General features: G+C 72.1%; 22 protein-coding genes. 10 read left to right on the top strand and 12 right to left on the bottom strand.

Annotation, left to right across the window (positions count from 1 at the left end; all coding sequences use genetic code 11):
* Positions 1 to 71 precede the first annotated feature (71 nt).
* Both IE273_RS16135 and IE273_RS16130 read left to right on the top strand, forming a co-directional pair.
* Complete coding sequence (locus tag IE273_RS16135) at positions 72 to 977, top strand: class I SAM-dependent methyltransferase (RefSeq protein ID WP_189815866.1); 906 nt, start codon at positions 72 to 74, stop codon at positions 975 to 977.
* Positions 978 to 1,065: 88 nt separating this feature from the next.
* Positions 1,066 to 1,767: an SDR family oxidoreductase gene (locus IE273_RS16130; RefSeq protein ID WP_189815865.1), complete on the top strand. Its 702-nt coding sequence runs from the start codon at positions 1,066 to 1,068 to the stop codon at positions 1,765 to 1,767.
* A gap of 13 nt (positions 1,768 to 1,780) precedes the next feature.
* Here IE273_RS16130 and IE273_RS16125 read toward each other — a convergent pair whose 3' ends face one another.
* Positions 1,781 to 2,476: a glycoside hydrolase family 75 protein gene (locus IE273_RS16125; protein ID WP_189815864.1), complete on the bottom strand. Its 696-nt coding sequence runs from the start codon at positions 2,474 to 2,476 to the stop codon at positions 1,781 to 1,783.
* Positions 2,477 to 2,683: 207 nt separating this feature from the next.
* On the opposite strand from IE273_RS16125, the gene IE273_RS16120 reads away from it, so the two are divergent.
* Positions 2,684 to 3,295, top strand: a complete 612-nt coding sequence (locus IE273_RS16120) for a hypothetical protein (RefSeq protein ID WP_189815863.1) — start codon at positions 2,684 to 2,686, stop codon at positions 3,293 to 3,295.
* A gap of 108 nt (positions 3,296 to 3,403) precedes the next feature.
* On the opposite strand, the gene IE273_RS16115 is transcribed toward IE273_RS16120, so the two are convergent.
* The 3 genes from IE273_RS16115 to IE273_RS16105 form a co-directional block, all read right to left on the bottom strand.
* On the bottom strand, positions 3,404 to 4,240 hold the full coding sequence (locus IE273_RS16115) for an aldo/keto reductase (protein ID WP_308437039.1): 837 nt from the start codon (positions 4,238 to 4,240) through the stop codon (positions 3,404 to 3,406).
* Between the two features lie 99 nt (positions 4,241 to 4,339).
* Entirely contained in the window at positions 4,340 to 6,166 is a 1,827-nt protein-coding gene (locus IE273_RS16110; RefSeq protein ID WP_189815862.1) for an AMP-dependent synthetase/ligase, read from the bottom strand.
* A gap of 263 nt (positions 6,167 to 6,429) precedes the next feature.
* Complete coding sequence (locus tag IE273_RS16105; protein WP_189815861.1) at positions 6,430 to 7,299, bottom strand: LysR substrate-binding domain-containing protein; 870 nt, start codon at positions 7,297 to 7,299, stop codon at positions 6,430 to 6,432.
* A gap of 141 nt (positions 7,300 to 7,440) precedes the next feature.
* On the opposite strand from IE273_RS16105, the gene IE273_RS16100 reads away from it, so the two are divergent.
* Entirely contained in the window at positions 7,441 to 8,484 is a 1,044-nt protein-coding gene (locus IE273_RS16100; protein ID WP_229887248.1) for a bile acid:sodium symporter family protein, read from the top strand.
* On the opposite strand, the gene IE273_RS16095 is transcribed toward IE273_RS16100, so the two are convergent.
* A complete protein-coding gene (locus tag IE273_RS16095; protein WP_189815860.1) occupies positions 8,434 to 10,311 on the bottom strand; it encodes a sialidase family protein in 1,878 nt (625 codons plus the stop codon). The genes IE273_RS16100 and IE273_RS16095 overlap by 51 nt on opposite strands.
* A 114-nt stretch (positions 10,312 to 10,425) precedes the next feature.
* Positions 10,426 to 11,370 (bottom strand): quinone oxidoreductase family protein, encoded by a 945-nt coding sequence (locus tag IE273_RS16090; RefSeq protein ID WP_189815859.1) that lies wholly within the window; start codon positions 11,368 to 11,370, stop codon positions 10,426 to 10,428.
* A 127-nt stretch (positions 11,371 to 11,497) separates the two neighbouring features.
* Here IE273_RS16090 and IE273_RS16085 point away from each other — a divergent pair, with 127 nt between their 5' ends.
* Complete coding sequence (locus tag IE273_RS16085; RefSeq protein ID WP_189815858.1) at positions 11,498 to 11,935, top strand: MarR family winged helix-turn-helix transcriptional regulator; 438 nt, start codon at positions 11,498 to 11,500, stop codon at positions 11,933 to 11,935.
* A 19-nt stretch (positions 11,936 to 11,954) separates the two neighbouring features.
* Complete coding sequence (locus tag IE273_RS16080) at positions 11,955 to 12,476, top strand: isochorismatase family protein (protein WP_189815857.1); 522 nt, start codon at positions 11,955 to 11,957, stop codon at positions 12,474 to 12,476.
* Positions 12,477 to 12,597: 121 nt separating this feature from the next.
* On the opposite strand, the gene fdhD is transcribed toward IE273_RS16080, so the two are convergent.
* Genes fdhD through IE273_RS16055 form a run of 5 tightly spaced genes read right to left on the bottom strand, consistent with a single transcriptional unit; the run spans position 12,598 to position 19,027 of the window.
* On the bottom strand, positions 12,598 to 13,446 hold the full coding sequence (fdhD, locus tag IE273_RS16075) for a formate dehydrogenase accessory sulfurtransferase FdhD (protein ID WP_189815856.1): 849 nt from the start codon (positions 13,444 to 13,446) through the stop codon (positions 12,598 to 12,600).
* 7 nt (positions 13,447 to 13,453) lie between these two features.
* Complete coding sequence (locus IE273_RS16070; RefSeq protein ID WP_189815855.1) at positions 13,454 to 14,314, bottom strand: 2Fe-2S iron-sulfur cluster-binding protein; 861 nt, start codon at positions 14,312 to 14,314, stop codon at positions 13,454 to 13,456.
* Positions 14,311 to 16,134 carry an NADH-ubiquinone oxidoreductase-F iron-sulfur binding region domain-containing protein gene (locus tag IE273_RS16065; protein ID WP_189816027.1) on the bottom strand — a complete coding sequence of 608 codons (1,824 nt, stop codon included), beginning with the start codon at positions 16,132 to 16,134 and terminating at the stop codon, positions 14,311 to 14,313. Before IE273_RS16065 ends, IE273_RS16070 begins: the two co-directional genes overlap by 4 nt.
* A 5-nt stretch (positions 16,135 to 16,139) precedes the next feature.
* Positions 16,140 to 18,059: a molybdopterin oxidoreductase family protein gene (locus tag IE273_RS16060; RefSeq protein ID WP_189815854.1), complete on the bottom strand. Its 1,920-nt coding sequence runs from the start codon at positions 18,057 to 18,059 to the stop codon at positions 16,140 to 16,142.
* Positions 18,056 to 19,027, bottom strand: coding sequence for a 2-dehydropantoate 2-reductase (locus tag IE273_RS16055; protein ID WP_189815853.1), 972 nt, complete (start codon positions 19,025 to 19,027; stop codon positions 18,056 to 18,058). Before IE273_RS16055 ends, IE273_RS16060 begins: the two co-directional genes overlap by 4 nt.
* A gap of 268 nt (positions 19,028 to 19,295) precedes the next feature.
* On the opposite strand from IE273_RS16055, the gene IE273_RS16050 reads away from it, so the two are divergent.
* From IE273_RS16050 to IE273_RS16040, 4 genes are all read left to right on the top strand, one after another.
* Positions 19,296 to 20,624, top strand: coding sequence for an OFA family MFS transporter (locus IE273_RS16050; protein WP_189815852.1), 1,329 nt, complete (start codon positions 19,296 to 19,298; stop codon positions 20,622 to 20,624).
* The gene (locus IE273_RS44695; protein WP_258055802.1) at positions 20,599 to 20,727 is read left to right on the top strand and encodes an MFS transporter small subunit; all 129 of its coding nucleotides are present in this window, start codon (positions 20,599 to 20,601) and stop codon (positions 20,725 to 20,727) included. Before IE273_RS16050 ends, IE273_RS44695 begins: the two co-directional genes overlap by 26 nt.
* A 136-nt stretch (positions 20,728 to 20,863) precedes the next feature.
* Positions 20,864 to 21,811 (top strand): beta-ketoacyl-ACP synthase III, encoded by a 948-nt coding sequence (locus IE273_RS16045; protein WP_189815851.1) that lies wholly within the window; start codon positions 20,864 to 20,866, stop codon positions 21,809 to 21,811.
* A gap of 182 nt (positions 21,812 to 21,993) precedes the next feature.
* Positions 21,994 to 22,671, top strand: a complete 678-nt coding sequence (locus tag IE273_RS16040; protein ID WP_189815850.1) for a GntR family transcriptional regulator — start codon at positions 21,994 to 21,996, stop codon at positions 22,669 to 22,671.
* Positions 22,672 to 23,234: 563 nt separating this feature from the next.
* On the opposite strand, the gene IE273_RS16035 is transcribed toward IE273_RS16040, so the two are convergent.
* Positions 23,235 to 24,632: an OFA family MFS transporter gene (locus IE273_RS16035; protein WP_189815849.1), complete on the bottom strand. Its 1,398-nt coding sequence runs from the start codon at positions 24,630 to 24,632 to the stop codon at positions 23,235 to 23,237.

The raw sequence follows: 24,632 nt of genomic DNA, 5'->3' as shown, positions 1-24,632 counted from the left end.
CGGCAACACCGCTGGCCTCCGTCGGGCGTGCCGTCGCACCCTGACCGCATCCGGAAGAGAGGCTGACCACCATGGCGCACGACCACCACCACGACACCGGGCACCGGCACGGCCACGGTCACGGGCACCACGGCACGGACATCGACTGGAGCGAGATGGGCCCCCTGCTGGAGACGCAGGCGGAGCTGTTCGCCCCGGTGTACGAGCGGGCCATGGCGTGGCTCGCGCGGGAGGTGACCGAGCCGGGGCTGATCGTGGACGCGGGCAGCGGGCCCGGAGTGGTCGCCTGCCTGTTCGCAGAGGCGTTCCCCGGGGCCCGGGTCGTCGCCGTCGACGCCGCCGCGCCCCTGCTTCAGCGCGCCCGCGCGCGGGCCGTCCGCCGGGGCGTCGCCGACCGCTTCGACACCGTCACCGGCGAACTGCCCGACGTGCTGGACCAGGTGGAGTACCCGGCCGACCTGCTGTGGGCCAGCCGCAGTCTGCACCACCTCGGTGACCAGCGGGCGGCGCTCACCGCGTTCGCCGAGCGGCTCGCCCCCGGCGGCACGCTGGCCCTCCAGGAAGGCGGTCTGTCCTCCCGCTTCCTGCCCCGGGACATCGGGATCGGCCGCCCCGGACTCCAGGCGCGGCTGGACGCCCTGGAGGAGGAGTGGTTCGGCCGGATGCGCGCCGGCCTGCCGGGCTCCGTCGCCGAGACCGAGGACTGGCCCGCCCTGCTGACCGCCGCCGGCCTCAAGCACGCCGGGACCCGCACCTTCCTGCTCGACCTGCCGGCCCCCGTCACCGACCGGGCCCGCGCCTACGTCGTCGCGCACCTGTCGCGGCTGCGCGAGGGCATCGGCGACGCGCTGGACGCCGACGACCGCGCCACCCTCGACCGGCTGCTCGACCCGTCCGACCCGGCGAGCGCGCACGTACGGCCGGACCTGTTCGTCCTGTCGGCGCACACCGTGCACACGGCGGTCCGCCGGGGCTAGGGCGGGGCGGGGCTTGACTTCGACTGGTCTCCAAGTGATGGGCTCCGGGCTCTTCGACACCGCGGGACACACCACGCAGGGGGACCTCATGAACGACGCTCCGGTCGCGCTCGTCACAGGCGGGGGCAGCGGCATCGGCGCCGCTGTGGCGCGGCGGCTGCTGGATGCCGGACACCGGGTCACCGTGACAGGGCGCGCGGAGCGACGGCTGCGGGATGTCGCCGAGAGCCTCGGACATCCCGAGGGACTGCTGACGGTCGCCGGTGACGCGTCGTCGTACGACGACGTACGGAACGCGGTCGACCGCACGCTCAAGGCGTACGGCCGGCTGGACACCGTCGTCGCCAACGCGGGCGTCGCCACCCATGACTCCGTGGCGGAGGGCGACCCGTCCGGCTGGACCGAGATGGTCCTCACCCACGTCCTCGGTCCCGCCCTCCTCATCCGCGCCTCCGTCGACGCGCCGAAGGAGACCCGCGGCCGGATCGTCCTCGTCGGCAGCGTCGCCGGGTTCGTGAACACTCCGGGCAATCTCTACGGCGCCACCAAGTGGGCGGTGACCGGCCTCGCCGAGAACACCCGGCGCCAGGTCACGGAGTTCGGGATCGGTGTCACGCTGGTCGCCCCCGGCCGGGTGGAGACCCCCTTCTGGGACGGCTACGGCAGCCTGCCCCCGGGGCACCTCCTCACCGCCGGCCAGATCGCCGACTCGGTGGTGTGGGCGATCCGGCAACCGGCCGGGGTCGATGTCAACACCGCCGTCATCCGCCCGCTGGGCCAGCCCAACTGACGGACGGACGGCTTCAGTTGTTCGCGATGAACTGCTTGGCCAGCTGGTCCCCGAGGGAGACCGCCGCGCTGTGGCTCTCGATGGGGGAGACCGTGGAGTTCTTGAACAGGATGTAGGTCACGCCCGAGTCGGCGCCGCCGGTGGCCGGGTCCGGGTCGATGCCGAGCGCCTTGGCGGTGGCGTACGACGCCTCGCCGATGATCTGCGTGGGGCCGGTGTCGCCGACGACGGCGTACTCGACCTTGTTGTTGTAGATGACGGCGACCACGCCGCCGCCCTTGATGCCGGAGTTGGAGTAGTTCCAGATGCTGCTGGTGCTGGGCACGACGACGTACGGCAGGGTCTCCGCCTTCAGCGGCTTGCCGTCGGACTGGTGGAAGGCGGTGTCGTCCTGGTACCAGGGGTCGCGGTCCTCGTTGCAGTTGGTGGTGCGCTGTCCGTCGCAGTCGATGTCCATGTCGGCCTTCCAGAACACCGCGCCGTTCTTGCCGCACACCGGGACCGTGGCCGACGTCTCCTCGTCCGTCCGGTACTTGCCGTTGGAGATCTGCGAACAGGACGTCACCTTGGCGAGCAGGTCGGCGGCGCTGACCGTGCCCTCCTGCGCGGACTTGGGGGAGGCGGCGGCGGAGGCGTGCGCGGGCAGGAGGCCGGCGGCGAGCAGGGCGGTGCCGGAGGCCGCGGCGAGGGTGAGGGTACGGAGACGCATGTGGGGGACCCTTCTGTTAGGAAAGTTTCCTTACCGGGTGCCGTACACGGTGACGTCTTCGCCATGCTCCCGTCAACCCTGCTGTTGCGAACGTCCGAAATGTGTGCGTATTGCGGTGAGTTCTCTCGCCGGTAAGACTGGACGAGACGGATATGTCCTGCCCTGTCCGCCGCTGTCGGAGGTCCCCTTCCCCCGGAGGTGAGGCTCATGTTCGTCCGTGCGGTGTACGCGACCGGTGATCCGGCACTGCTGGACACGGCCATCCGATCGGTGAACAGCGAGGGGCGGGACCTGCTGGAGGAACGCCCCGGGTACCGTGGCGCGGGCGTGTTCGCGGACCGGGAACTCGGCAAGCTCCTCACGGTGAGCTGGTGGGAGACCGAGGAGGCGCGGCGCAACAGCGACGTGGTGATGCGCGAGCGGCGCAGGGGGCTCCTGGAGCCGTTCGCCGGCACCATGGCCGTCGCCGACTACGAGGCCGCCGTGCTCCACGAGGTCAGGCACCCGCGGCAGGGCGGGGGACTGCGGATCACCAGGATGGAGTTCGACCCGCGCGACGCCGATCTGGTCGTCGACACCTTCCGGGCCACGGTGGTGCCGAGGTCCGAGTCGCTGCCCGGACTCGCCGAGACGACCCTGCTGATCGACCGGGAACGGGGCCGGGCCATGACCGGCTCCCTGTTCCTGGACCGCGCCTCCCTGGGCGCCTCGCGCGCGGCCGTCGCGGGCCTGCGTCACGCGGTGTCGGCCAAGGCGCACGCGGACGTGGTCGGCCTGGAGGAGTTCGAGGTCGTGCACGCGGACGTGCGCTTCGGCTGAGCGGCGGGTCGTCGCGGGGTGCCGAACGGCACACGGCCGTGCGCCCCGCCGCGGTGCGGGGCGCACGGCCGTGCCGGGTGGTGCGGGACGTGCGGTCGGGGCCGACTGTCAGACCACGTCGAAGACGGCCGGGTCGGGACCCAGGCGCCGGTCCTCGTTGAGCGCGCTGATCGCGGCGAGGTCCTCGTCGTCCAGGTGGAAGTCGAACACCTGGATGTTCTCCTTGATCCGGGACGGCGTCACGGACTTCGGGATCACGACGTTGCCGAGCTGGATGTGCCAGCGCAGCACGACCTGGGCCGGGGTGCGGTTGTGCTTCTGCGCGATGGCGACGATCGCCGGCACCTCCAGCAGGCCCTTGCCCTGGCCGAGCGGCGACCAGGCCTCCGTGGCGATGCCCTGCTCCGCGTGGAACTCGCGCGCCTCGCGCTGTTGCAGGTGCGGGTGCAGCTCGATCTGGTTGACCGCGGGGATGACCGACGTCTCCGCGATCAGCCGCCGCAGGTGCTCGGGAAGGAAGTTGGAGACGCCGATGGCGCGGACGCGGCCGTCGGCGAGCAGCTTCTCGAACGCCTTGTAGGTGTCGATGGACGTGCCCCGGGAGGGCAGCGGCCAGTGGATCAGGTAGAGGTCGACGTAGTCGAGCCCCAGCTTCTCCAGCGACGTGTCGAACGCGCGCAGTGTGGAGTCGTAACCGTGGTCGCCGTTCCAGAGCTTGGTGGTGACGAAGATGTCCTCGCGGGGCAGGCCGGAGGCGGCGATGGCCTTGCCGGTGCCCTCTTCGTTGCCGTAGATCGCAGCGGTGTCGATGCTGCGGTACCCGGCCTCCAGCGCCGTGGCGACGGCCCGCTCGGCCTCGTCGTCCGGCACCTGCCACACGCCGTAGCCCAGCTGGGGCATCTCGACGCCGTTGTTGAGGATGATCGGGGGGACCTTGCTGCTCACGAGCCTCTTGATCCTTCGCTTGTCGACAAGGTGGTACTCCCATGCTCAACGATCACGGCCCGCTTCGCATTCCTGACCGCGGAATCCGCGTCCAGGACATCAGCTCCGGTAGAGGGCCTCGACCTCGTTGGTGTACGCCTTCTCGATGGCCTTCCGCTTCAGCTTCAGCGACGGTGTCAGCAGGCCGTGTTCCTCGGTGAACGGCTGGGCCAGGATGCGGAAGGTGCGGATCGACTCGGCCTGGGAGACGAGGGTGTTGGCGGCGACCACCGCCCGCCGCACCTCCGTCTCCAGGTCCGGGTCGCGCACCAGCTTGGCCGGGGTCATCCTCGGCTTGCCGCGCATCTGGAGCCAGTGTTCGACCGCCTCCTGGTCGAGGGTGACCAGGGCCGCGATGTAGGGGCGGTCGTTGCCGACGACGATGCACTGGTTGACCAGCGGGTGCTCGCGGACCCGCTCCTCCAGCACGCCCGGGGAGACGCTCTTGCCGCCGGAGGTCACCAGGATCTCCTTCTTGCGGCCGGTGATGGTCAGATAGCCGTCCTCGTCCAGGGAGCCGAGGTCGCCGGTGGCCAGCCAGCCGTCGTGCAGGGTCTGGTCGGTGGCCTTCGGGTTGTTGAGGTACCCCTGGAAGACGTTCGCGCCGTGCAGCCAGATCTCCCCGTCGTCGGCGATGTGCACGGTCATGCCCGGGATGGCCTGGCCCACGGTGCCGTAGCGGGTGCGCTCGGGCGGGTTGGCGGTCGCCGCGGCCGTCGACTCGGTCAGGCCGTACCCCTCGTAGATCTGCACGCCCGCGCCCGCGAAGAACAGCCCCAGCCGGCGGTCCATCGCCGATCCGCCCGACATCGCGTTCCGGATCCGGCCGCCCATCGCGGCCCGGACCTTCGCGTACACCAGCTTGTCGAAGAGCTGGTGCTGCAACCGCAGCCCCGCCGACGGGCCGGGCCCGATGCCCCAGGCCTTCGCCTCGACCGCCTCCGCGTACCTGACAGCGATGTCGACGGCCTTCTCGAACGGCCCCGCCTTGCCCTCCTTCTCGGCCTTGCGGCGGGCCGCGTTGAACACCTTCTCGAAGATGTACGGCACCGCGAGGACGAACGTCGGCTGGAAGGCGGCCAGGTCGGGCAGGAGGGCGGCGGCGTGCAGCTGCGGCTGGTGTCCGAAGCGGACCCGGCCGCGGATCGCGGCGACCTCCACCATCCGGCCGAAGACGTGCGCCAGCGGCAGGAACAGCAGCGTCGACGCCTCGTCGCCCTTCTTCGAGTGGAACACCGGCTCCCAGCGCTGGATCACGGTGTCCGCCTCGAACATGAAGTTGCCGTGGGTGATCACACAGCCCTTGGGGCGGCCGGTGGTGCCGGAGGTGTAGATGACGGTGGCCACCGAGTCCGGGGTGACCGCCTCCCGGTGCCGGTGCACCACCTCGTCGTCCAGGTGGGCCCCGGCGTCGTACAGCTCCTGCACACAGCCCGCGTCCAGCTGCCACAGCTGGCGCAGCCGCGGCAGCCGGTCGATGACGGTGGCGATGGTCATCGCGTGGTCCTCGTGTTCCACGATCGCCGCGGTCACCTCGGCGTCGTAGAGCATCCAGAAGCACTGTTCGGCCGAGGAGGTGGGGTAGACGGGCACCACCTGGGCGCCGATGGTCCACAGGGCGAAGTCGAACAGGGTCCACTCGTAGCGGGTGCGGGACATGATCGCGACCCGGTCGCCGAAGCGGATGCCGTGGGCCAGCAGCCCCTTGGCGAGGGCCATGACCTCGTCGCGGAACTCGGCGGCGGTGACGTCCCGCCACCGTCCCGAGGCGTCCTTGCGGCCGAGCGCGATGTGCAGCGGGTCGGTCCGGGCATGGTCGAAGACGACGTCTGCCAGACCGCCCACCGGCGGTGGCGACGCCAACGGAGGGTTGGTGAACTCGCGCAACCTCGCTCCCCGTGTTCGCGCCTCAGTGACGTTGGTCCACGCACCGAACAGCGCCGTGAAAGCTACCCCACCCGATCGGCGTGCGGGAGGGGTGCGGAAACCGAGCAAACGTCACGTTCCGCCGGGACGGTGACCCCGAAATGCCCGCACATGGGGTAGGGCGGACACAACTACTGACGGGTCAGTAAGTTTCGGTGCCGTAATCTCCACCGAATCTGTACGCCCCGATTACGGCGCCGAGCGCGCGGGGCGCCGCGGGTGGGTCAGTCGCTCCTGCGCCGCAGTCGCTCGCCGCCCGCCAGGACCGCCGCCGCCAGCGCGTCCGCGGCTGCCTCGGCCGGGCCCCGGCGGTGGCCGTGGACGAGGACGAAGTCGACCTTGCCCAGCTCGGGCAGGCCGGCCCGGTCGGGCAGCCGGAACAGGCCCGGCGGGATCAGCCGCCGGGAGTGGGCCATCACCCCGAGGCCGGCGCGGGCCGCCGCGATCAGCCCGCTGAGGCTGCCGCTCGTGCACACGGTCCGCCAGTCACGGCCCTGCCGCTCCAGCACCTCCAGCGCGCGGGCCCGGGTGATGCCCGGCGGCGGGTACACGATCAGCGGAACGGGCCGGTCGGGCTCCAGCCGCAGCCGCTCGGCGCCGATCCACACCAGGTCGTCCCGCCAGACCAGCTCGCCGCGCGGGTCCTCCGGGAGCCGCTTGGCCAGCACCAGGTCGAGCTTGCCGGCGGCCAGCCGCTCGTGCAGGGTGCCGGACAGCTCCACCGTCAACTCCAGGTCGACCTCCGGATGGTCGTAGCGGAAGGCCTCCAGGATCTCCGGCAGCCGGGTCAGGACGAAGTCCTCCGAGGCGCCGAAGCGCAGCCGGCCACGCACACGCGTGCCGCCGAAGAACGCCGTCGCCTGCTCGTGCACCTCCAGGATCCGGCGGGCGAACCCCAGCATCGCCTCGCCGTCCTCGGTCAGCTCCACCGAATGGGTGTCCCGCGAGAAGAGCTGCCGGCCGGCCGCGTCCTCCAGCCGCCGCACATGCTGGCTGACCGTGGACTGGCGCAGCCCCAGCCGCCGGGCGGCCTGCGTGAAGCTCAGCGTCTGGGCGACCGCGAGGAAGGTGCGCAGGTGCGTCGGTTCGTACACGACGCCGAGCCTAGCGCGGCCATCGCGCATCGCGATGACAGTCAGAGCGGTATGCGGGATTCCCGATCAATGGCCGGAGGAGGACAATCGACGGGGGCCTACTGGCCCGCTACGCACGTCACCCACAGCAATCGGAGCACCGTGAAACGCCTGCGCCGGCCGACCTGGATGCCGATCGACCCGTACATCGTGCTGCTGCTCGGCACGGTCGGTCTCGCCGCGCTCCTGCCGGCCCGGGGCACCGCCGCCGACGTGAGCTCGGGTGCCTCCACAGCCGCGATCGGGTTCCTCTTCTTCCTCTACGGCGCCCGGCTGTCCACCCGTGAGGCGCTGGACGGGCTCAAGCACTGGCGGCTGCACGTCACCGTGCTGACCTGTACCTTCGTCGTCTTCCCGGTGTTCGGCCTCGCCGCGCGCGGGCTGGTGCCGGTGCTGCTGACCCAGCCCCTCTACCAGGGCCTGCTGTTCCTGACGCTGGTGCCGTCCACCATCCAGTCGTCCATCGCGTTCACCTCGATCGCCCGGGGCAACGTGCCCGCCGCGATCTGCGCCGGGTCCTTCTCCTCCCTCGTCGGCATCGTCGTCACGCCGCTGCTCGCGGCGGGGCTGCTCGGCGGTGAGGCGGTCGGGTTCTCCGCCGACTCGGTCGTGAAGATCGTGCTCCAGCTGCTGGCGCCGTTCCTCGCCGGGCAACTGCTGCGGCGCTGGATCGGCGGGTTCGTCACCCGCCACAAGAAGGTCCTCGGGCTGGTCGACCGCGGCTCGATCCTGCTGGTCGTCTACACCGCGTTCAGCGAGGGCATGAACCAGGGCATCTGGCACCAGGTCAGCCCCGTGCGGCTAGCCGGACTGCTCGGCGTCGAGGCCGTCCTGCTGGCCGTGATGCTGGCGCTGACCTGGTACGGCGCCAAGGCGCTCGGCTTCGGCCGGGGGGACCGGATCGCCATCCAGTTCGCCGGGTCGAAGAAGTCCCTCGCCTCCGGGCTGCCGATGGCCGGCGTCCTGTTCGGCACCCACGCCTCGCTGGCCGTCCTGCCGCTGATGCTCTTCCACCAGATGCAGCTGATGGTGTGCGCGGTCATCGCCAAGCGGCGCGCCCGTGACCCGGAGGCGGCCACGGACGCGCCCGACGCGTCAGCCGCGCACACGGTTCAGGGGCAGCCACAGGACCGTGTCCTGCGGTGACCGCAGCACCTTGGGGTCGGCGAGTTCGGCGTCGGTGAGCGCCCGGTCCCAGACGCGCACCTCGTCCAGCGCGCCGGTGAGGAAGGCACGGCTGTCCATGCGCTGACCGAGGTGCACACCGAAGGGGGAGTTGCGGCTGACGGAGCCCGGCACATCGGCGGCGGAGGACAGCGCACCGTCGACGGACAGCGACAGCCGGCCCCCGCCGCGGCGGAGCACGGCGTGGTGCCACCGGCCGTCGTTGTACGCGGTGTCCGTGGACACGGACGCGGTCTGCGGCGGGGTGGCTCCGTTCCGTACGGTGATCAGCCCCCGCACCCGGTTGTTCGCCGGCTCCCCGCGCAGCCACACCTGCGGCTGGCTGGTGCCGATCCCGCCCATCCACAACAACGGCTGCTCCCCGGCCGTCGCCGTGTACCGGAACCACAGCGACACCGTGAAGTCCTTCGCGCCCAGCGGCAGCCCGGTGCGGTACGGCAGGCGTACGGCGTCGTCGGTGCCGTCGAATTCCAGCGCGCCCCCGGACACCCCCTCCGTCGCCTCCGGCCCGCCCAGCACCGCCGCCGGGCGGGCGTGCGGGGCGAGGTCGGCGGTGACCGGGTCGGGGCCGCGGCGCGGGGCCGGCCAGTCCTCGCTGAAGCGGGCGAAGCGGATCTCGTCGCGGGCGTCCACGGCGCCGCCCTCGTACAACAGGCCGACCGTGCCGGAGTCGACCCGCACCAGGTCGGAGTAGCCGGACCAGTCCGTGGTGACGACCGTGCCGCGGTCCACGCCGTCCCAGGTCCGGCCGCCGTCGTAGGAGGAGCGGATCATCATCGTGCGGCGCCGGTCGGGATCGCCGGGGCAGGCGAGCAGCAGGCGGTCGCCCAGCCGCAGCAGCGACCCCTGCACCTGCGGGGTGTACAGGTCCGGCAGGTCGCGGAAGGGCGCGGTGAAGCTGCCGCCGCCGTCGCGGCTGACGGCCTGGGTGCGGTGGCCGAGGTCGGTGCCGTCCTGCTCCCGTCCGCTGACCAGGACCGAGCCGTCGCCGCGCTCGGCGAGCGTGAGCTCGGAGGGCTTCTGCCGGAAGGTGCCGTCGGCGGCGATGGGCCAGGTGTCGGTGGCGCCGATCCGCCAGTGGCCGCCGTGGTCGTCGCTGACGATCAGGGCCGCGTGGTTGGCGGTGACCCGGCTGCCGTCCCAGGTCTCGGTGTTCACCCCGAAGACCAGGCGTCCGGCGTACCGGCCGCGGGTGAGCTGGATGCCGTGCACGGGACCGGTGGCGTACCAGGAGTTCCAGTCGGCGGGCAGGATCTCGGGGCTCAGGTCGCGCGGCGGGGACCAGGTCCGGCCGCCGTCGTCGCTGTACTGGAGGTGCGGGGTGCGGTCGCAGGGGACCGGGCAACCGGCGCTGTCCGTACGGCCCGTGTTGTACGTCTCAGCCAGCCAGACCCGGCCGGTGACGCGGTCCACGACCGGGGCCGGGTTGCCGTGGGTGTCGCCGGCGCCCTCGTTGACCACCTGCAACGGGCCCCAGGTACGCCCGCCGTCGGTGGAGCGCTTGAGCACGATGTCGATGTCCGCCGCGTCCCCGCAGTTGAGGACCCGGCCCTCGGCGAACGCCAGCAGGGCGCCGTCGGCCGTCCTGACGACCGCCGGGATGCGGAAGCACGCGTAGCCCGGGTCCTGGGCGGCCTTGAACAGCACCTGCTGCTCGAACGCCGGAGAACCGCCCGCCGGCCGGGCGTGCGCCGGATGGGCGGGGAGGAACGGCAGGACCGTTCCGGCCGCGGCGAGGGCGGCGGTGGCGAGTGCGGATCTGAGACGGGCGCGAAGACCTGACGGCACGTGCGACCTGCCCTTCGTCGGCCGGACATCTGGACATCCGGACATCCCACGTCCAACGTGCGCCCCAGGAACGGTAGTGGGCAGTAGCGCGGGTCACAAGGAGCGTGCGGACGGTTACGGGCGCAGGACGACCTTGCCGAGGTTGGCCCGGCCCGTGATCACCTCGTGCGCCGCCGCCGCGTCCTCCAGGGCGAACTCCCCGTGCACGACGGGCTTCAGGGCACCCTCGGCGAACAGCCGCCACAGCTCCTGCCGCCACCGCTCGTACAGCTCCGGCCGGCCGCGGGCGATCAGCGCCATCTGGAAGCCGATCACCGACTTGGCCCCCACCAGCAGGTCGTACGCCTGGATGGTGCCGCCGCCCGAGCTGTAGGCGACCAGGCGGCCGTGCGGGGCGAGCGCGGCGAGGGCCGGGGAGAGCAGGTCGCCGCCGACGGCGTCCAGGACGCAGTCCACGGGATCGCCCCAGCTCTCGTCGTCGTACCGCACGCAGTCGTCCGCGCCGAGCGAGCGCACGAAGTCCGCCTTGGTCCGACCGGCCGCGGCCTTGGCCCGTCCCGGGCCGGACACGGCTCCGCGTACCCGCCCCGCGCCCCGCGCCCGCGCCAGCTGCACCGCCAGATGCCCCACGCCGCTCGCCGCCGCGGTGACGAGGACCGACTCTCCCGGTGCCGGGCGGGCCGCCTCCAGCGCTCCCCAGGCCACCAGGCCGCTGCGCACCAGCGCCACCGCGGTCACGGCGTCGGCGCCGTCCGGCACCGGTGAGGCCATGGCCTCGTGCAGCAGGGCGTACTCGGCGTACCCGTGTCCGAAGCACAGCCCGGTCACCCGGTCGCCGGGGCGGAAGCGGGTCACGCCCCCGCCGGCCGCCACCACCTCGCCCGCGATCTCACCGCCCAGCGGCACCGGCTCCGCGGCCTCGGTCACCTTGCGCACCACCGGCAGGGTGACCCCGACGGCCGCGCAGCGCACCAGCAGCTCACCGGGGCCGGGCACGGGGACGGGCGCCTCCTCCACGAACAGGGGGCCGCCGGTGGACTCGTACCGGACGCGACGCATCGAACCTCCAGGGACCGGGCGTGCCCGGCGCATCGATCGTTGGGAACACCCATGAAATCGTTGGGAGTGCCAACGGTAGAGCACACTTCATTGGGAAGTCCAACGATTCTTCGGCTAGGCTGCCGTCATGGCCGAAGCACCCCTGCCCGCGATCCGCTCCCTGCCCAGCTGGCTCCTCGGCCGGGCCGCCGCGCGGGGCCGTGCCCTGGTCGCCGAGGCCCTCGCGGCGGAAGGGCTGAAGATGTGGCACCACGTCGTCCTCTCCGCCGTCCGCGACCTGGCCCCGGTCGCTCAGGCGGACCTCGGCCGCGGTGTGCGCCTCGACCCGAAGGACGTGGTCGGCATCCTGAACGACCTTCAGTCCGCCGGTCTGGTCGAGCGCGCCCCCGACCCCCGCGACCGGCGCAAGAACGCCGTCTCCCTCACCGAGGAGGGCGCCCGTCTCCTCGTGCGCTGCGAGAAGGCCGCCCGCGAGGCCAACGACGAACTGCTCGCCCCGCTGTCGGCCGCGGAACGCGATCAGTTCACGGGCCTGTTGATCCGGATTTCCGGCACGGACGGCTGACGGCGGCTAACGTTCCGTCATGACCGCAGTTCCCGTGCTCGATCCGCAGCGCACCGCCCTCCTCCTCGTCGACCTGATGGACCGCGTCGTCGCGCTGCCCCTGGAACCCCGCAAGGGCACCGAAGTGCTCGCTGCCGCGGAGGAGTTGGCCACCACCTTCCGCCGCGCCGGTGCCCTCGTCGTCCTCGTGCGGGTCGAGCGCCCCGCCGTCGCCGAACAGCCGCCCGGCAGCGGGCTGGCGCCCGGCCTGCGCCGGGGCGGCGACCTGGAGGTCGTCAAGCGGACCCTCGGCGCCTTCCAGGGCACCGGCCTGGACGAGCGGCTGCGCGAACGCGGCATCACCACCCTGGTGTTCGGCGGCATCGCCACCAACCTGGGTGTCGAGTCCACCGCCCGCGCCGCCGCCGACCTCGGCTACGACCTCGTCTTCGCCGAGGACACCATGGCAGCGTTCACCGCGGCCGAGCACGAGGCATCGGTACGCCTCGACTTCCCGAGACTGGGCACGGTGACGAGGTCGACGGACATCGGCTTCGCCTGAACAGCCCCCGACAAGGGGCAAGGGCCCACCAAGTCCGGCTGTCCCCACGCGTCGGCCGCGAAGAGAGCCGCAGGGGGCTGAGGCGCCCCCGGAGGCGAACGAAGCCAACAGAGGTGGCCGGTCAGCTCTGGGCGGCAGCCTCCCGCAGGGCGATCCGGTCCTGGCCCGCGTACACGTTCATCGAGTTGCCCCGCAGGAAGCCCACCAGGGTCAGCCCCGTCTCCGCGGCCAGGTCCACCGCCAGTGACGACGGCGCCGACACGGCCGCGAGCACCGGGATGCCCGCCATCACCGCCTTCTGCGCCAGTTCGAAGGAGGCCCGGCCCGAGACCATGAGGATCGTCCGGGACAGCGGCAGGGTGTCGTTCTGGAGCGCCCGGCCGATCAGCTTGTCGACCGCGTTGTGCCGGCCCACGTCCTCCCGGGTGTCCAGCAGTTCCCCGTCCTCGCTGAACAGGGCCGCCGCGTGCAGGCCCCCGGTCCGGTCGAACACCCGCTGGGCCGCCCGCAGCCGGTCGGGCAGGCTCGCCAGCAGTTCGGGGGTGACCCGGAGCGGGGGAGTGTCGGCGATCGGCCAGCGCGCGGTCGTACGGACGGCGTCCAGGCTGGCCTTGCCGCACAGTCCGCACGAGGAGGAGGTGTAGACGTTCCGTTCCAGCGTGAAGTCCGGGAGCGTGACGTCCGGCGCGGTCTTCACGTCGACCACGTTGTACGTGTTGGAGCCGTCCACCGTCGCCCCGGCGCAGTAGACGATGTTCTGGAGGTCGGACGCCGTGGCGAGCACTCCTTCGCTCACCAGGAAGCCGGCCGCGAGCGCGAAGTCGTCGCCGGGGGTGCGCATGGTGATCGCGAGCGGCTTGCCGTTCAGCCGGATCTCCAGAGGTTCCTCGGCGACGAGCGTGTCCGGCCGGGTGGAGACCGCCCCGTCCCGGATGCGGAGGACCTTGCGTCGTTCCGTGACTCGTCCCATGGTCTGATCAGCCCCGGTTCTGTACGTGCTGGTAGCCGAAACGGCCCTTGATGCAGAGGTTGCCGTGGGTCACCGGGTTGTCGTGCGGTGAGGTGACCTTCACGATCTCATTGTCCTGCACGTGGAGGGTGAGCGTGCAGCCCACCCCGCAGTAAGCGCACACCGTGGTCGTGTCCGTCTGCCGCGACTCGTCCCAGTCGCCGGCCGCCCGCAGGTCGAACTCCCGCTTGGCGGACAGCGCCCCGGTCGGGCACACCTCCACGCAGTTGCCGCAGAACACGCAGGCCGAGTCGGTCAGCGGCGCGTCGTGCTCCACGGCGATCCGCGCGTCGAAACCGCGCCCGGCGACCGAGATCGCGAAGGAGTTCTGCCACTGGTCGCCACAGGCGTCGACGCACTTGTAGCAGAGGATGCACTTGGCGTAGTCGCGCACGTACAGCTCGTTGTCGATCTTCGGTTCGTCGTTCAGGCGGGCCGCGTCGGGGCCGAAGCGGTCCGGCTTCGCCTCGTACTCCTTGATCCACTCGGCGGCCCGCGGTGTCGTCGACAGGTCGGCCGAGGAGACCAGCAGCTCCAGGACGATCTTCCGGCTGTGCCGCACGCGCTCGGTGTCCGTGCGCACCTCCATGCCGGGCTCGGCCCGGCGCGAGCAGGCCGGCACCAGCGTCCGCGACCCCTCGACCTCCACCACGCACACCCGGCAGGCGTTCTTCGGGCGCAGGGTGTCGCCCTGGCACAGCGTCGGGACGTCCTTGCCCGCGGCCCGGCAGGCGTCGAGGACGGTGGCGCCCTCGGGAACCCGGGCCTCCTGCCCGTCGAGCGTGAACTCGACCAGCCGGCGCGGCACCCCGATCGGTATCGCGGTCATGAGTAGGCCCCCAGACGGTCGATGGCGGATTCCACGGCGTTCCACGCGGTCTGTCCCAGGCCGCAGATCGAGGCGTCCCGCATGGCCCGGCCGACCTCCCGCAGCAGGGCGATGTCGTCCGCGGCGCCGGCGCCGGTGCGGTCCGCGATCCGGCGCAGCGCCTCCTCCTGCCGCACGGTGCCGACCCGGCAGGGTACGCACTGGCCGCAGGACTCCTCCCGGAAGAACCGGGCGATGCGCAGCAGCAGCCGGGGCAGCGGCACGGTGTCGTCGAAGGCCATCACCACTCCGGAGCCCAGCGTGGCGCCCGCCTCCCGGGTGCCTTCGAAGGTGAGCGGGAGGTCCAGCTCGTCGGGCCGTACGAATCCGCCGGCCGCCCCGCCGAGCAGCCCCGCCCGCAGCCCCGCGCGCACCCCGGCCAGGCTCAGCAGCTCGCCCAGCGTGGCACCGAACGGCAGTTCGTACACCCCGGGCCGGTCGACGCTGCCGGAGACGCAGAACAGCTTCGGTCCGGTGGAGCGCGGCGTGCCGATCGCCGCGTACGCCGGGGCGCCCATGGTCAGGATCGGCAGGACGTTGACCAGTGTCTCCACGTTGTTCTCGGCGGTCGGCTTGCCGAACAGGCCCTTCTCCACGGGAAAGGGCGGTTTGCTGCGGGGCTCGCCGCGGTGGCCCTCGATGGAGTTGAACAGGGCGGTCTCCTCGCCGCAGACGTAGGCGCCGGCGCCGCGCCGGATCTCGATGTCCAGGTGGTAGCCCTGGCCGAGGATGTCGTCGCCGAGCAGACCGCGGGCACGGGCCTGGTCGATCGCGTGCCGGACCCGGCGGACCGCTCGCGGGTACTCACCGCGGATGTAGACGAAGGCCCGGTGCGCGGAGACCGCGTACGAGGCGATGGTGATCGCCTCCACGAGCGCGAACGGATCGCCCTCCATCAGCACCCGGTCCTTGAAGGTTCCGGGCTCGGACTCGTCGGCGTTGCACACCAGGTAGTGCGGGTGGTCCGGCTGGGACGCCGTGGCCTGCCACTTGCGGCCGGTGGGGAAGGCGGCGCCGCCGCGTCCGACCAGGCCCGCGTCCGTCACCTCCCGGATCACCCCGGCAGGGCCGAGCGCGAAGGCGCGGCGCAGGGCCGTGTAGCCGCCGTGCGCCCGGTAGTCGTCCAGCGAGGACGGGTCCACCGCGCCGACCCGGCGCAGCAGCGTCAGCGAGGGGTCTCCCGCCTGTGGCACCGCGGCCACGGCAGGCGGCTCCTCGGGCGCCGCGTCCGGTGCGCCCGCCGCGTCGACGGCCTCCGTCACGGAGGCGGGCGCCGACACCGCCGTGCGCACCGGGTCGCCGGCCCGGACCGCCAGCGCGGCCGGGGCGCGTTCGCACAGGCCCAGGCACGGGCCGCGCTCGACGCCCACCCCGCTGCCGGGGCCGAGCCGCGCCTCGACCCCGGCGCACACCTCCTCGGCACCGGCGGCCATGCAGGCCAGGTCGGTGCAGACGTGGAGGACCGTCGCGGGGCGCGGCCGGACGGAGAACATGGCGTAGAAGGTGGCCACCCCGTACGCCTCGGCCGGCGGTACGGTCAGCCTGCGGCACAGGTAGCCGAGGCCGCCCTCGCTGATCCAGCCGACGCGGTCGTTGAGGGCGTGCAGCCCCGGCAGCAGCAGATCGCGCCGGTCGCGGGCCGTCCGGCCGCCGCGTGCCCACCGCAGGTCGGCGTCGGTACGGTCCGCGCCCTCCCAGGCCGATTCCGGGGGGCCCAGCAGCGCGTCCACGGCGGCGCGTTCCTCGTCCGTCGGTTTGCTGTCGCCGAAGCGCAGGTCCACGAAGGTCACCTCACATGGGTCGATGCGGGCAGCTTCTCGATCCGGATCGCCGACGCCTTGAACTCCGCCGTCCCCGCGATCGGGCAGTTCGCCTCGATGGTCAGCCGGTTGGTGTCGACCTCGTCGGGAAAGTGCATGGTCATGAAGGCGAGGCCGGGGCGCAGGGCCGTGTCGATCCACACGGGGGCCACCACCGAGCCCCGCCGTGAGGAGACCCGCACCTCCTCGCCGACGACGACCCCGTACCGCTCGGCGTCCTCCGGGCACAGCTCGATGTACTCGCCGCGCCGCAGCGGCGAGGCGAAACCGCCGCTCTGCACACCGGTGTTGTAGGAGTCCAGCCGCCGGCCGGTGGTGAGCCGGACCGGGTACTCCTCGTCGGTGAGGTCCACCGGCGGATCGTGCTGCACCAGCCCGAACGGCGCCGGCCTGCCCCGCCGCCCGGGGTCCGGCTCCCACAACCGGCCGTGCAGGAAGGGGGGTTCGAGCTCCTCGGTGCTCGGGCAGGGCCACTGGATGCCCTGGTGCTCCGCCAGCCGGCGGTACGTCATCCCGTAGTGGTCCGGGGACACCGACCGCAGCTCGTTCCACACGGCCTCCGCGTCGGCGTACTTCCAGTCGTGGCCCAGCCGGGTGGCCAGTTCGCAGATGATGTCGATGTCCTCGCGGGCCTCACCGGGCGGGGTGACGGCCCGCCGCACCCGCTGCACGCGCCGCTCGCTGTTGGTGGTGGTGCCCTCGGTCTCCGCCCAGCCGGCGGTGGCGGGCAGGACGACGTCCGCCAGTTCGGCGGTCTTCGTCAGGAAGATGTCCTGGACGACGAGGAAGTCCAGGGCCTTCAGGCGGCGTACGGCCTGTTCGCCGTCGGCCTCCGACTGCGCCGGGTTCTCCCCGACGCAGTACACCGCGCGCAGCCGGCCGTCCTCCATGGCCTCGAACATCTCCGTCAGGTTCAGCCCGTAGTGCGGCTGGATGACGGTGTCCCAGGCCGACTCGAACTTCAGCCGGACGTCCGGGTCGAGGATGTCCTGGAAGCCGGGCAGCCGGTTGGGGATGGCGCCCATGTCGCCGCCGCCCTGCACGTTGTTCTGCCCGCGCAGCGGCTGGAGCCCGGAGCCGTAGCGGCCGACGTGGCCGGTGAGCAGGGAGAGGTTGATCAGCGCGCGGACGTTGTCGGTGCCGTTGTGGTGCTCGGTGATGCCGAGGGTCCAGCACAGCTGGGCCCGCTCGGCGCGGGCGTAGGCGTGCGCCAGCTCGCGTATGGCGCGGGCCGGTACGCCGGTCACCTTCTCGGCCAGGGACGGCGTCCAGGGCTCGACCAGCTTGCGGTACTCCTCGAAGCCGGTGGTCGCCCGCCCGACGAACGCCTCGTTCACCAGCCCGGCGTGGATGATCTCCCGGCCGATCGCGTGCGCCATCGGGATGTCGGTGCCGACGTTCAGCCCGAGCCAGCTCTCCGCCCACTCGGCGGTGGAGGTCCGGCGCGGGTCGACGGCGTACATCCGGGCGCCGCCCCGGATGCCCTTCAGCACGTGCTGGAAGAAGATCGGGTGCGCGAAGCGGGCGTTGGAGCCCCACATCACGATGACGTCGGTGTGCTCGATCTCCTCGTACGACGACGTGCCGCCGCCGGAGCCGAACGCGGCCGACAGCCCGGCGACACTGGGCGCGTGACACGTCCGGTTGCAGGAGTCGACGTTGTTGGTGCCCATCACCACCCGTGCGAACTTCTGCGCCACGTAGTTCATCTCGTTGGTGGCGCGGGCGCAGGAGAACATCCCGAACGCGCCCCGGTTGCGCTCCAGGCCCCGGGCGGCGCGGTCCAGCGCCTCCTGCCAGCCCGCCTCCCGGAACGGCTCGTCACGCGAGTCGCGCACCAGGGGGCGCGTCAGCCGGGTGTAGGTCTTCGGTTGCCGGTTCCTCATGCGGCGCTCCTCAGCGCGAGCAGGTCCGAGATGGCGTGCACGGTGCGCAGGGTGGGCACCTCCACGCCGGTGATCTCCGCGAGTTCGACCACGGCGGCGAGCAGCACGTCCAGCTCCAGCGGTTTGCCGCGCTCCAGGTCCTGGAGGGTGGAGGTGCGGTGGTCGCCGACGCGTTCCGCACCGGCGAGCCGACGCTCGATGGAGACGCCCACCTCGCAGCCGAGGGCCTCGGCGACACAGAGCGTCTCGCGCATCATCGTCTCGATGACCCGGCGGGTGCCGCCGTGCCGGCACATCTGCCGCATGGTGGCCCGGGCCAGGGCGCTGATCGGGTTGAAGGAGATGTTCCCGAGCAGCTTGAGCCAGATGTCGTTGCGCAGGTCCGGTTCCACGGGGCACTTCAGCCCGCCGGCCCGCATCGCCGCGCTCAGCTCCAGGCAGCGCGCCGAGAGGCTGCGGTCGGGCTCGCCGAGGGAGAACCGGGTGCCCTCCACGTGCCGCACCACGCCGGGCGCCTGGAGCTCCGTCGCCGCGTAGACGACGCAGCCGACGGCCCGTTCGGGGGCGAGGACCGCGCTGACGGCGCCGCCCGGGTCGACGCTCTCCAGGCGGTGGCCGTCGTGGGGGCCGCCGTGCCGGTGGAAGTACCACCAGGGGATGCCGTTCTGCGCGGCCACCACCGTGGTGCGCTCGTGCAGCAGGGGTGCGATCAGCGGCCCGCACGCCGCGTACGCGGTGGCCTTCAGGCCCAGGAAGACGTGGTCGACCGGGCCGACCTCGGCCGGGTCGTCGGTGGCACGGGGGTGCGCGGTGAAGTCGCCGCGCGGGCTGACCACCTGGACGCCGTGCCGCCTCATGGCCGCGAGGTGCGGTCCACGGGCGATGAGGTGCACGTCGGCGCCGGCGCGGTGGAGCGCGGCACCGACGTAGGCGCCGATGGCACCGGCGCCGAGGACTGCGACTTTCACAGGGACGCTCCGTTCGGTGTGAGGGATACCGCGGAGGTGAGGACGGGAGCCGGCGGACACGTCGGCTGAATCCTGTCGACGAAATATTGTCTACAGTATGGAGTTACTGTCAGCAAGGGTGCGTGCGACGACCGTTGAACTGTCCGTGCGCCGATCCCTGGAGGGACCGCTCGGCGAGCGACCGTTGAGCGCAGCGTGCATACCGTTCACCGCATACGGTCTACGGCCGCCTTCCCAACGCCCGTGCCCGGCCCTACCGTCCGGCGTCATGAGCAGCCCCCCTGTCGCACCCCCGGGCTGGAGCCGCTGGCTCGTCCCGCCCGCCGCCCTCTCCGTCCACCTCTCCATCGGCCAGGCCTACGCCTGGAGCGTCTTCAAGCCGCCGCTCGAATCCGCGCTGGGGCTCGACGGCACCCAGAGCGCGCTGCCCTTCCAGGTGGCGATCGTGATGCTCGGCCTGTCGGCCGCGTTCGGCGGCACGCTCGTCGAGCGCAACGGCCCGCGCTGGGCGATGACCGTGGCCCTCGTCTGCTTCTCCTCCGGCTTCCTGATCTCCGCCCTCGGCGCCCGGACGGAGCAGTACTGGCTGATCGTCCTCGGCTACGGCTTCGTCGGCGGGATCGGCCTCGGCATCGGCTACATCTCGCCCGTCTCCACCCTGATCAAGTGGTTCCCGGACCGGCCGGGCATGGCCACCGGCATCGCCATCATGGGCTTCGGCGGCGGCGCCCTGATCGCCTCGCCGTGGTCGGCCCAGATGCTCGAATCCTTCGGCTCCGACAACGAGGGCATCGCCCTCGCCTTCCTGGTGCACGGACTGTCGTACGCCGCCTTCATGACCCTCGGTGTCCTCCTGGTCCGTGTGCCGCGCACCGAGAGGCCCGTCGAGAGCGGGCCGAGCGCCGTCGACGGCGTGCAGGTCTCGGCCCGCCAGGCCGTGCGCACCCCGCAGTTCTGGTGCCTGTGGGTCGTGCTGTGCATGAACGTGACCGCCGGCATCGGCATCCTGGAGAAGGCCGCGCCGATGATCACCGACTTCTTCGCGGACAGCTCCACCCCCGTCTCGGCCTCGGCCGCGGCCGGCTTCGTCGCGCTGCTGTCGGCCGCCAACATGGCCGGCCGCATCGGCTGGTCCTCCACCTCCGACCGGGTCGGGCGCAAGAACATCTACCGCGTCTACCTCGGCGTCGGCGCGCTGATGTACCTGCTGATCGCGCTGTTCGGAGACACCTCGAAACCGCTGTTCGTGCTGTGCGCGCTGGTGATCCTCTCCTTCTACGGCGGCGGCTTCGCGACGATCCCCGCCTATCTGAAGGACCTCTTCGGCACCTACCAGGTCGGTGCCATCCACGGCCGGCTGCTGACCGCCTGGTCCACGGCCGGCGTGCTCGGGCCGCTGATCGTCAACTGGATCGCCGACCGTCAGGAGTCGGCCGGCAAACACGGCGCGTCGCTGTACGGGCTGTCGTTCGGCATCATGATCGGCCTGCTCGTCATCGGCTTCGTCGCCGGTGAACTCGTCCGCCCCGTGCACCCCCGCCACCACGTCCCCGCCCCGAGGGAGGCCGCAGATGCCCAGCGACAGCAGCCCGCCTAGCCGCAGGGGACTGATCGCCTTCGCCTGGCTGTGGGTGGGCACACCCCTCGCCTACGGCCTGTACGAGCTGGTGCGGAAGGCGACACAGCTGTTCACCGGGTGAGACGCCGGGCGCCTGGGGGCCTGAGGGAAGCCGACAACCCGGGCGCCCGATTCCTGTGAATTCACCTGCCGTCGTACTCGCGAGTCACTGATCAGACTGTGGATCCCGCTACCCACGGCACGAGGGGACACCCGGCATGAACGGCTCGCGCATCGCCGCCATCGGTCACTACCAGCCCGCCAAGGTACTCACCAACGACGACCTGGCGGGCATGGTCGACACCAGTGACGCGTGGATCCGCAGCCGGGTGGGCATCCGGACCCGGCACATCGCCGGCCCCGACGAACCGGTCGACGAACTGGCCGCGCACGCCGCCGCCAAGGCCCTCGCCGCCGCCGGACTCGCGCCCGCCGACATCGACCTGGTGCTGGTGGCCACGTCCACCGCGATCGACCGCTCCCCGAACACCGCCGCCCGGGTGGCCGCCCGCCTCGGCATCCCGCGGCCGGCCGCGATGGACGTCAACGTCGTCTGCGCCGGCTTCACCCACGCCCTCGCCACCGCCGACCACACCGTCCGGGCCGGCGCCGCGACCCGGGCGCTCGTCATCGGCGCCGACAAGATGTCCGACGTCACCGACTGGACCGACCGCAGCACCTGCGTCCTGGTCGGCGACGGCGCCGGGGCGGCCGTGGTGGAGGCGTGCGGGCCGGACCGGGAGCCCGGGATCGGGCCGGTGCTGTGGGGGTCGGTGCCCGAGATGGGGCACGCCGTGCGGATCGAGGGCACGCCGCCGCGGTTCGCGCAGGAGGGGCAGAGCGTCTACCGCTGGGCCACCACCCAGCTGCCGGCCATCGCCCGCCAGGCCTGCGAGAAGGCCGGGGTGGCCCCCGAGGACCTCGCCGGGGTCGTGCTGCACCAGGCCAACCTGCGGATCATCGAGCCGCTGGCCGAGCGGCTCGGCGCCGTCAACGCGGTGGTCGCCCGCGACGTCACCGAGTCCGGCAACACCTCGGCCGCCAGCATCCCGCTCGCCTTCTCCAAGCTGGCCGAACGGGGAGCGCTCAGCACGGGCGATCCGGTGCTGCTGTTCGGCTTCGGCGGCAATCTGTCGTACGCCGGTCAGGTTGTGCGGTGCCCCTAGCCGCGCGGTGCCCATACGAGCCACAGGGGGCTCAGGTGTGTACTCGGCTGGATTGCCCCGTGCTTCCGTACCCCTGGTGCTGAATACTGTGCACCGTAGACTGTAGACGAAAGACAATTGATACTGAGCCGAAGCGAGCGTCTCAGGGTCCACGCGTCAGACCTGCTCAGGAGGGGACCGCGATGTTGTCGACCGGACTGCCGCAGGGGGCGGTGCCCAAGCTGGAACGGCCCGGCCCGCTGCGCGAGCGCGTCTACGAGGCACTGCTGGAACTCATCACCACCCGCGCTCTCCAGCCCGGCCAGCACCTCGTGGAGAGCGAACTCGCTGGGCACCTCGGCGTCTCGCGGCAGCCCGTGCGCGAGGCCTTGCAGCGGCTCAACACCGAGGGATGGGTCGATCTGCGGCCCGCCCAGGGGGCGTTCGTGCACGAGCCCACGGAGGAGGAGGCCGACCAGCTCCTCACGGTCCGCACCCTGCTGGAGGCGGAGGCCGCCCGGCTGGCCGCCGCGCACGCGGACGGCGCCGGCATCACCGTGCTGGAGGAGCTGTGCGCCGAGGGCGAGACGGCGGTGGCCGCCGAGGACGTGGACCGCGCGGTCGCCCTCAACGCGGCCTTCCACGCCAAGGTGATGGAGCTGGCCGGCAACACCGTCCTCGCCGGACTCGCCGCCCAGGTGGACCGACGGGTCCGCTGGTACTACACGCCGGTGGCCCGGCAGCGCGGCCGGCAGTCCTGGCGCGAGCACCGCGAACTGATCACCGCGATCGCCGCCGGTGACGAGCAGCGCGCCACCGAGCTGATGCGCGCCCACACCGAACACACCCGGCGCTCGTACCACGAGCGGAACGCGGACTGACGGAGCGTCTGCGCGGAGGGCAGGCCGCGGTGGCACGGGAAGCGGTAGGAGAGCTGGGCGGCGTCTCCGCCGGGGGGTGGTTGTGGTCGTACCGGGAGCGGTGCGCGAGTTGGGCGATGTCTTCGTCGAGGGGTGGCCGTGGTCGTGCGGGGGACGGGACGCGGGCTGGGTCGCCCAGGGGTGGCCGCGCTTGCAGCGCGAGCAGAGTGCGAGCTGGGCGGCGTCTTCGCCGAGGGCCGGTGCGGTCGTACCGGGAGTGGTGCGCGAGTTGGGTGACCCCTCCGCCGGAGGGTGGCCGTGGTCGTGCGGGAAGCGGTGCGCGGGCTGGGCGTCGTCATCGTCGAGGGGGGCTGTGGTTCGCCGAGGGCCGGCCGCGGTCGAACCGGGAGTGGAACGCGAGTTGGGCGGCGCCTTCGCCAAGGGTTGGCCGCGAGCGGGGTGCGAGCTGAGTGACGGGCGGCTGCCCAGGGGTCCGTCGGCCCGGCGGGCAGCCGCACGCGCAGTTCCCCCTCCGGCGGCCGGCGAGCCGGTCGGGGAGGGGGAGCACCGGTCGAGCCGGGCGGTCAGGTGGCCGGGTGCGGCTTCGCGGCCGGTACCGGTTCGCCGCCGCCGGTGCGGCCCGGCCGGCGCAGCAGGAGCGCGAGGGCCGCCGCCACCATCGAGACGCCGCCGGCCAGCGCGTAGGCGCCGTCGTAGCCCCAGGCGCCGACCACCATCGAGCCGAGGCCACCGCCGAACAGGCCGCTGACCAGCTTGCCGCTGTACACCAGGCCGTAGTTCGTGGCGTTGTAGTTCTCGCCGAAGTAGTCCGGGGTCAGCGCGGCGAACATCGGGTAGAAGGCGCCGCCGCCGAAGCCGGAGAGGAAGGCGAAGAACAGGAACAGCCACTCGCTGCGGACGTCACCGGCCCAGATGACTCCGAACTGGGCGAGTCCGAGGACCACGATGACGAAGACGAGGGTCGTCCTGCGCCCCCAGCGGTCCGACAGCCAGCCCACGACACCCCGGCCGATGCCGTTGATGACCGCCATCACGCCCATCGAGGACGCCGCCACCAGCGGGCCGAAGCCCACTTCCTTGGCGAAGTCGACCTGGAAGGAGATCCCGAAGATCGACACGCCCGCGGTCATCACGATGGAGATCCACATCAGGGGCAGCATCCCGGTGCGGATGGCCTCCTTGGGCGTGAACTGCCGTACGGCGGGCGGGTTCTTCGCCAGCGACCGGGCGTTCTTGCTGTCGCCGGCGAAGGTGAGCGGGTCGATGTCCGCCGGCCACCAGTTCTTCGGCGGGTCCTTGAAGAAGAACGCCGAGGCGAACACGACGATCATCACGTAGACGCCGATGAGGTCCAGGACCCGGTGGTAGTTCTCCGTGTCGAAGGCGTAGTTGAAGATGAAGATGAACGGCAGCGAGCCGTACGCGAAGCCGCCGTTGACGAAGCCCGTGCGGGCGCCGCGCCGTTCGGGGAACCATTTGCCGACCATGTTGATGCACGTCGCGTACACCAGTCCGGCGCCGATGCCGCCGACCACGCCGAAGCCTAGGATCGCCAGCCACACGTCGTCCAGGTGCGACAGGGCCAGGAACCCGACCAGGCACAGTCCGGACCCCGTGTACATCGCACGGCGGGCGGTCAGGACGCCCCTCTCGCGCAGCCAGCCCGCCGGGAAGGCGATGCCGGCCTGGAAGAACACCCAGACGCTGAGGATCCAGAAGGTGTTGGACTGGGTCCAGCCGTGCGCGTGCGAGAGGGTGTCCTCCGCGGAGCCGTACGCGTACTCGAAGACGCTGATCGCCATCATGGCGATCCACGGCAGGTAGACCATGAGCTTGCGGGAGTGGCCGAGGATGTCCCGGTCGGTCTCGCCCACGCGGTAGACGCGGCCGTGCGAGTCGGTCACCTCGCGATAGGGACGTGGTGCGGCGTGCAGGTCGGCCGAGAGTGGATCTGCCGTCAT

It is taken from the genome of Streptomyces olivaceoviridis, assembly GCF_014650115.1.
Lineage (GTDB): Bacteria > Actinomycetota > Actinomycetes > Streptomycetales > Streptomycetaceae > Streptomyces > Streptomyces olivaceoviridis.
This window is presented reverse-complemented; position numbering and strand designations above follow the sequence as displayed.

Excerpts from the sequence above, each read along its gene's own strand:
- IE273_RS16125 (WP_189815864.1), bottom strand. The coding sequence starts at position 2,476 with ATGCGTCTCCGTACCCTCACCCTCGCCGCGGCCTCCGGCACCGCCCTG.
- IE273_RS16045 (WP_189815851.1), top strand. The coding sequence starts at position 20,864 with ATGAACGGCTCGCGCATCGCCGCCATCGGTCACTACCAGCCCGCCAAG.
- IE273_RS16035 (WP_189815849.1), bottom strand. The coding sequence starts at position 24,632 with ATGACGGCAGATCCACTCTCGGCCGACCTGCACGCCGCACCACGTCCC.
- IE273_RS16080 (WP_189815857.1), top strand. The coding sequence starts at position 11,955 with ATGACCGCAGTTCCCGTGCTCGATCCGCAGCGCACCGCCCTCCTCCTC.
- IE273_RS16090 (WP_189815859.1), bottom strand. The coding sequence starts at position 11,370 with ATGCGTCGCGTCCGGTACGAGTCCACCGGCGGCCCCCTGTTCGTGGAG.
- IE273_RS16130 (WP_189815865.1), top strand. The coding sequence starts at position 1,066 with ATGAACGACGCTCCGGTCGCGCTCGTCACAGGCGGGGGCAGCGGCATC.
- IE273_RS16060 (WP_189815854.1), bottom strand. The coding sequence starts at position 18,059 with ATGAGGAACCGGCAACCGAAGACCTACACCCGGCTGACGCGCCCCCTG.
- IE273_RS16135 (WP_189815866.1), top strand. The coding sequence starts at position 72 with ATGGCGCACGACCACCACCACGACACCGGGCACCGGCACGGCCACGGT.
- IE273_RS16050 (WP_189815852.1), top strand. The coding sequence starts at position 19,296 with ATGAGCAGCCCCCCTGTCGCACCCCCGGGCTGGAGCCGCTGGCTCGTC.
- IE273_RS16085 (WP_189815858.1), top strand. The coding sequence starts at position 11,498 with ATGGCCGAAGCACCCCTGCCCGCGATCCGCTCCCTGCCCAGCTGGCTC.
- IE273_RS44695 (WP_258055802.1), top strand. The coding sequence starts at position 20,599 with ATGCCCAGCGACAGCAGCCCGCCTAGCCGCAGGGGACTGATCGCCTTC.
- fdhD (WP_189815856.1), bottom strand. The coding sequence starts at position 13,446 with ATGGGACGAGTCACGGAACGACGCAAGGTCCTCCGCATCCGGGACGGG.
- IE273_RS16070 (WP_189815855.1), bottom strand. The coding sequence starts at position 14,314 with ATGACCGCGATACCGATCGGGGTGCCGCGCCGGCTGGTCGAGTTCACG.
- IE273_RS16040 (WP_189815850.1), top strand. The coding sequence starts at position 21,994 with ATGTTGTCGACCGGACTGCCGCAGGGGGCGGTGCCCAAGCTGGAACGG.
- IE273_RS16120 (WP_189815863.1), top strand. The coding sequence starts at position 2,684 with ATGTTCGTCCGTGCGGTGTACGCGACCGGTGATCCGGCACTGCTGGAC.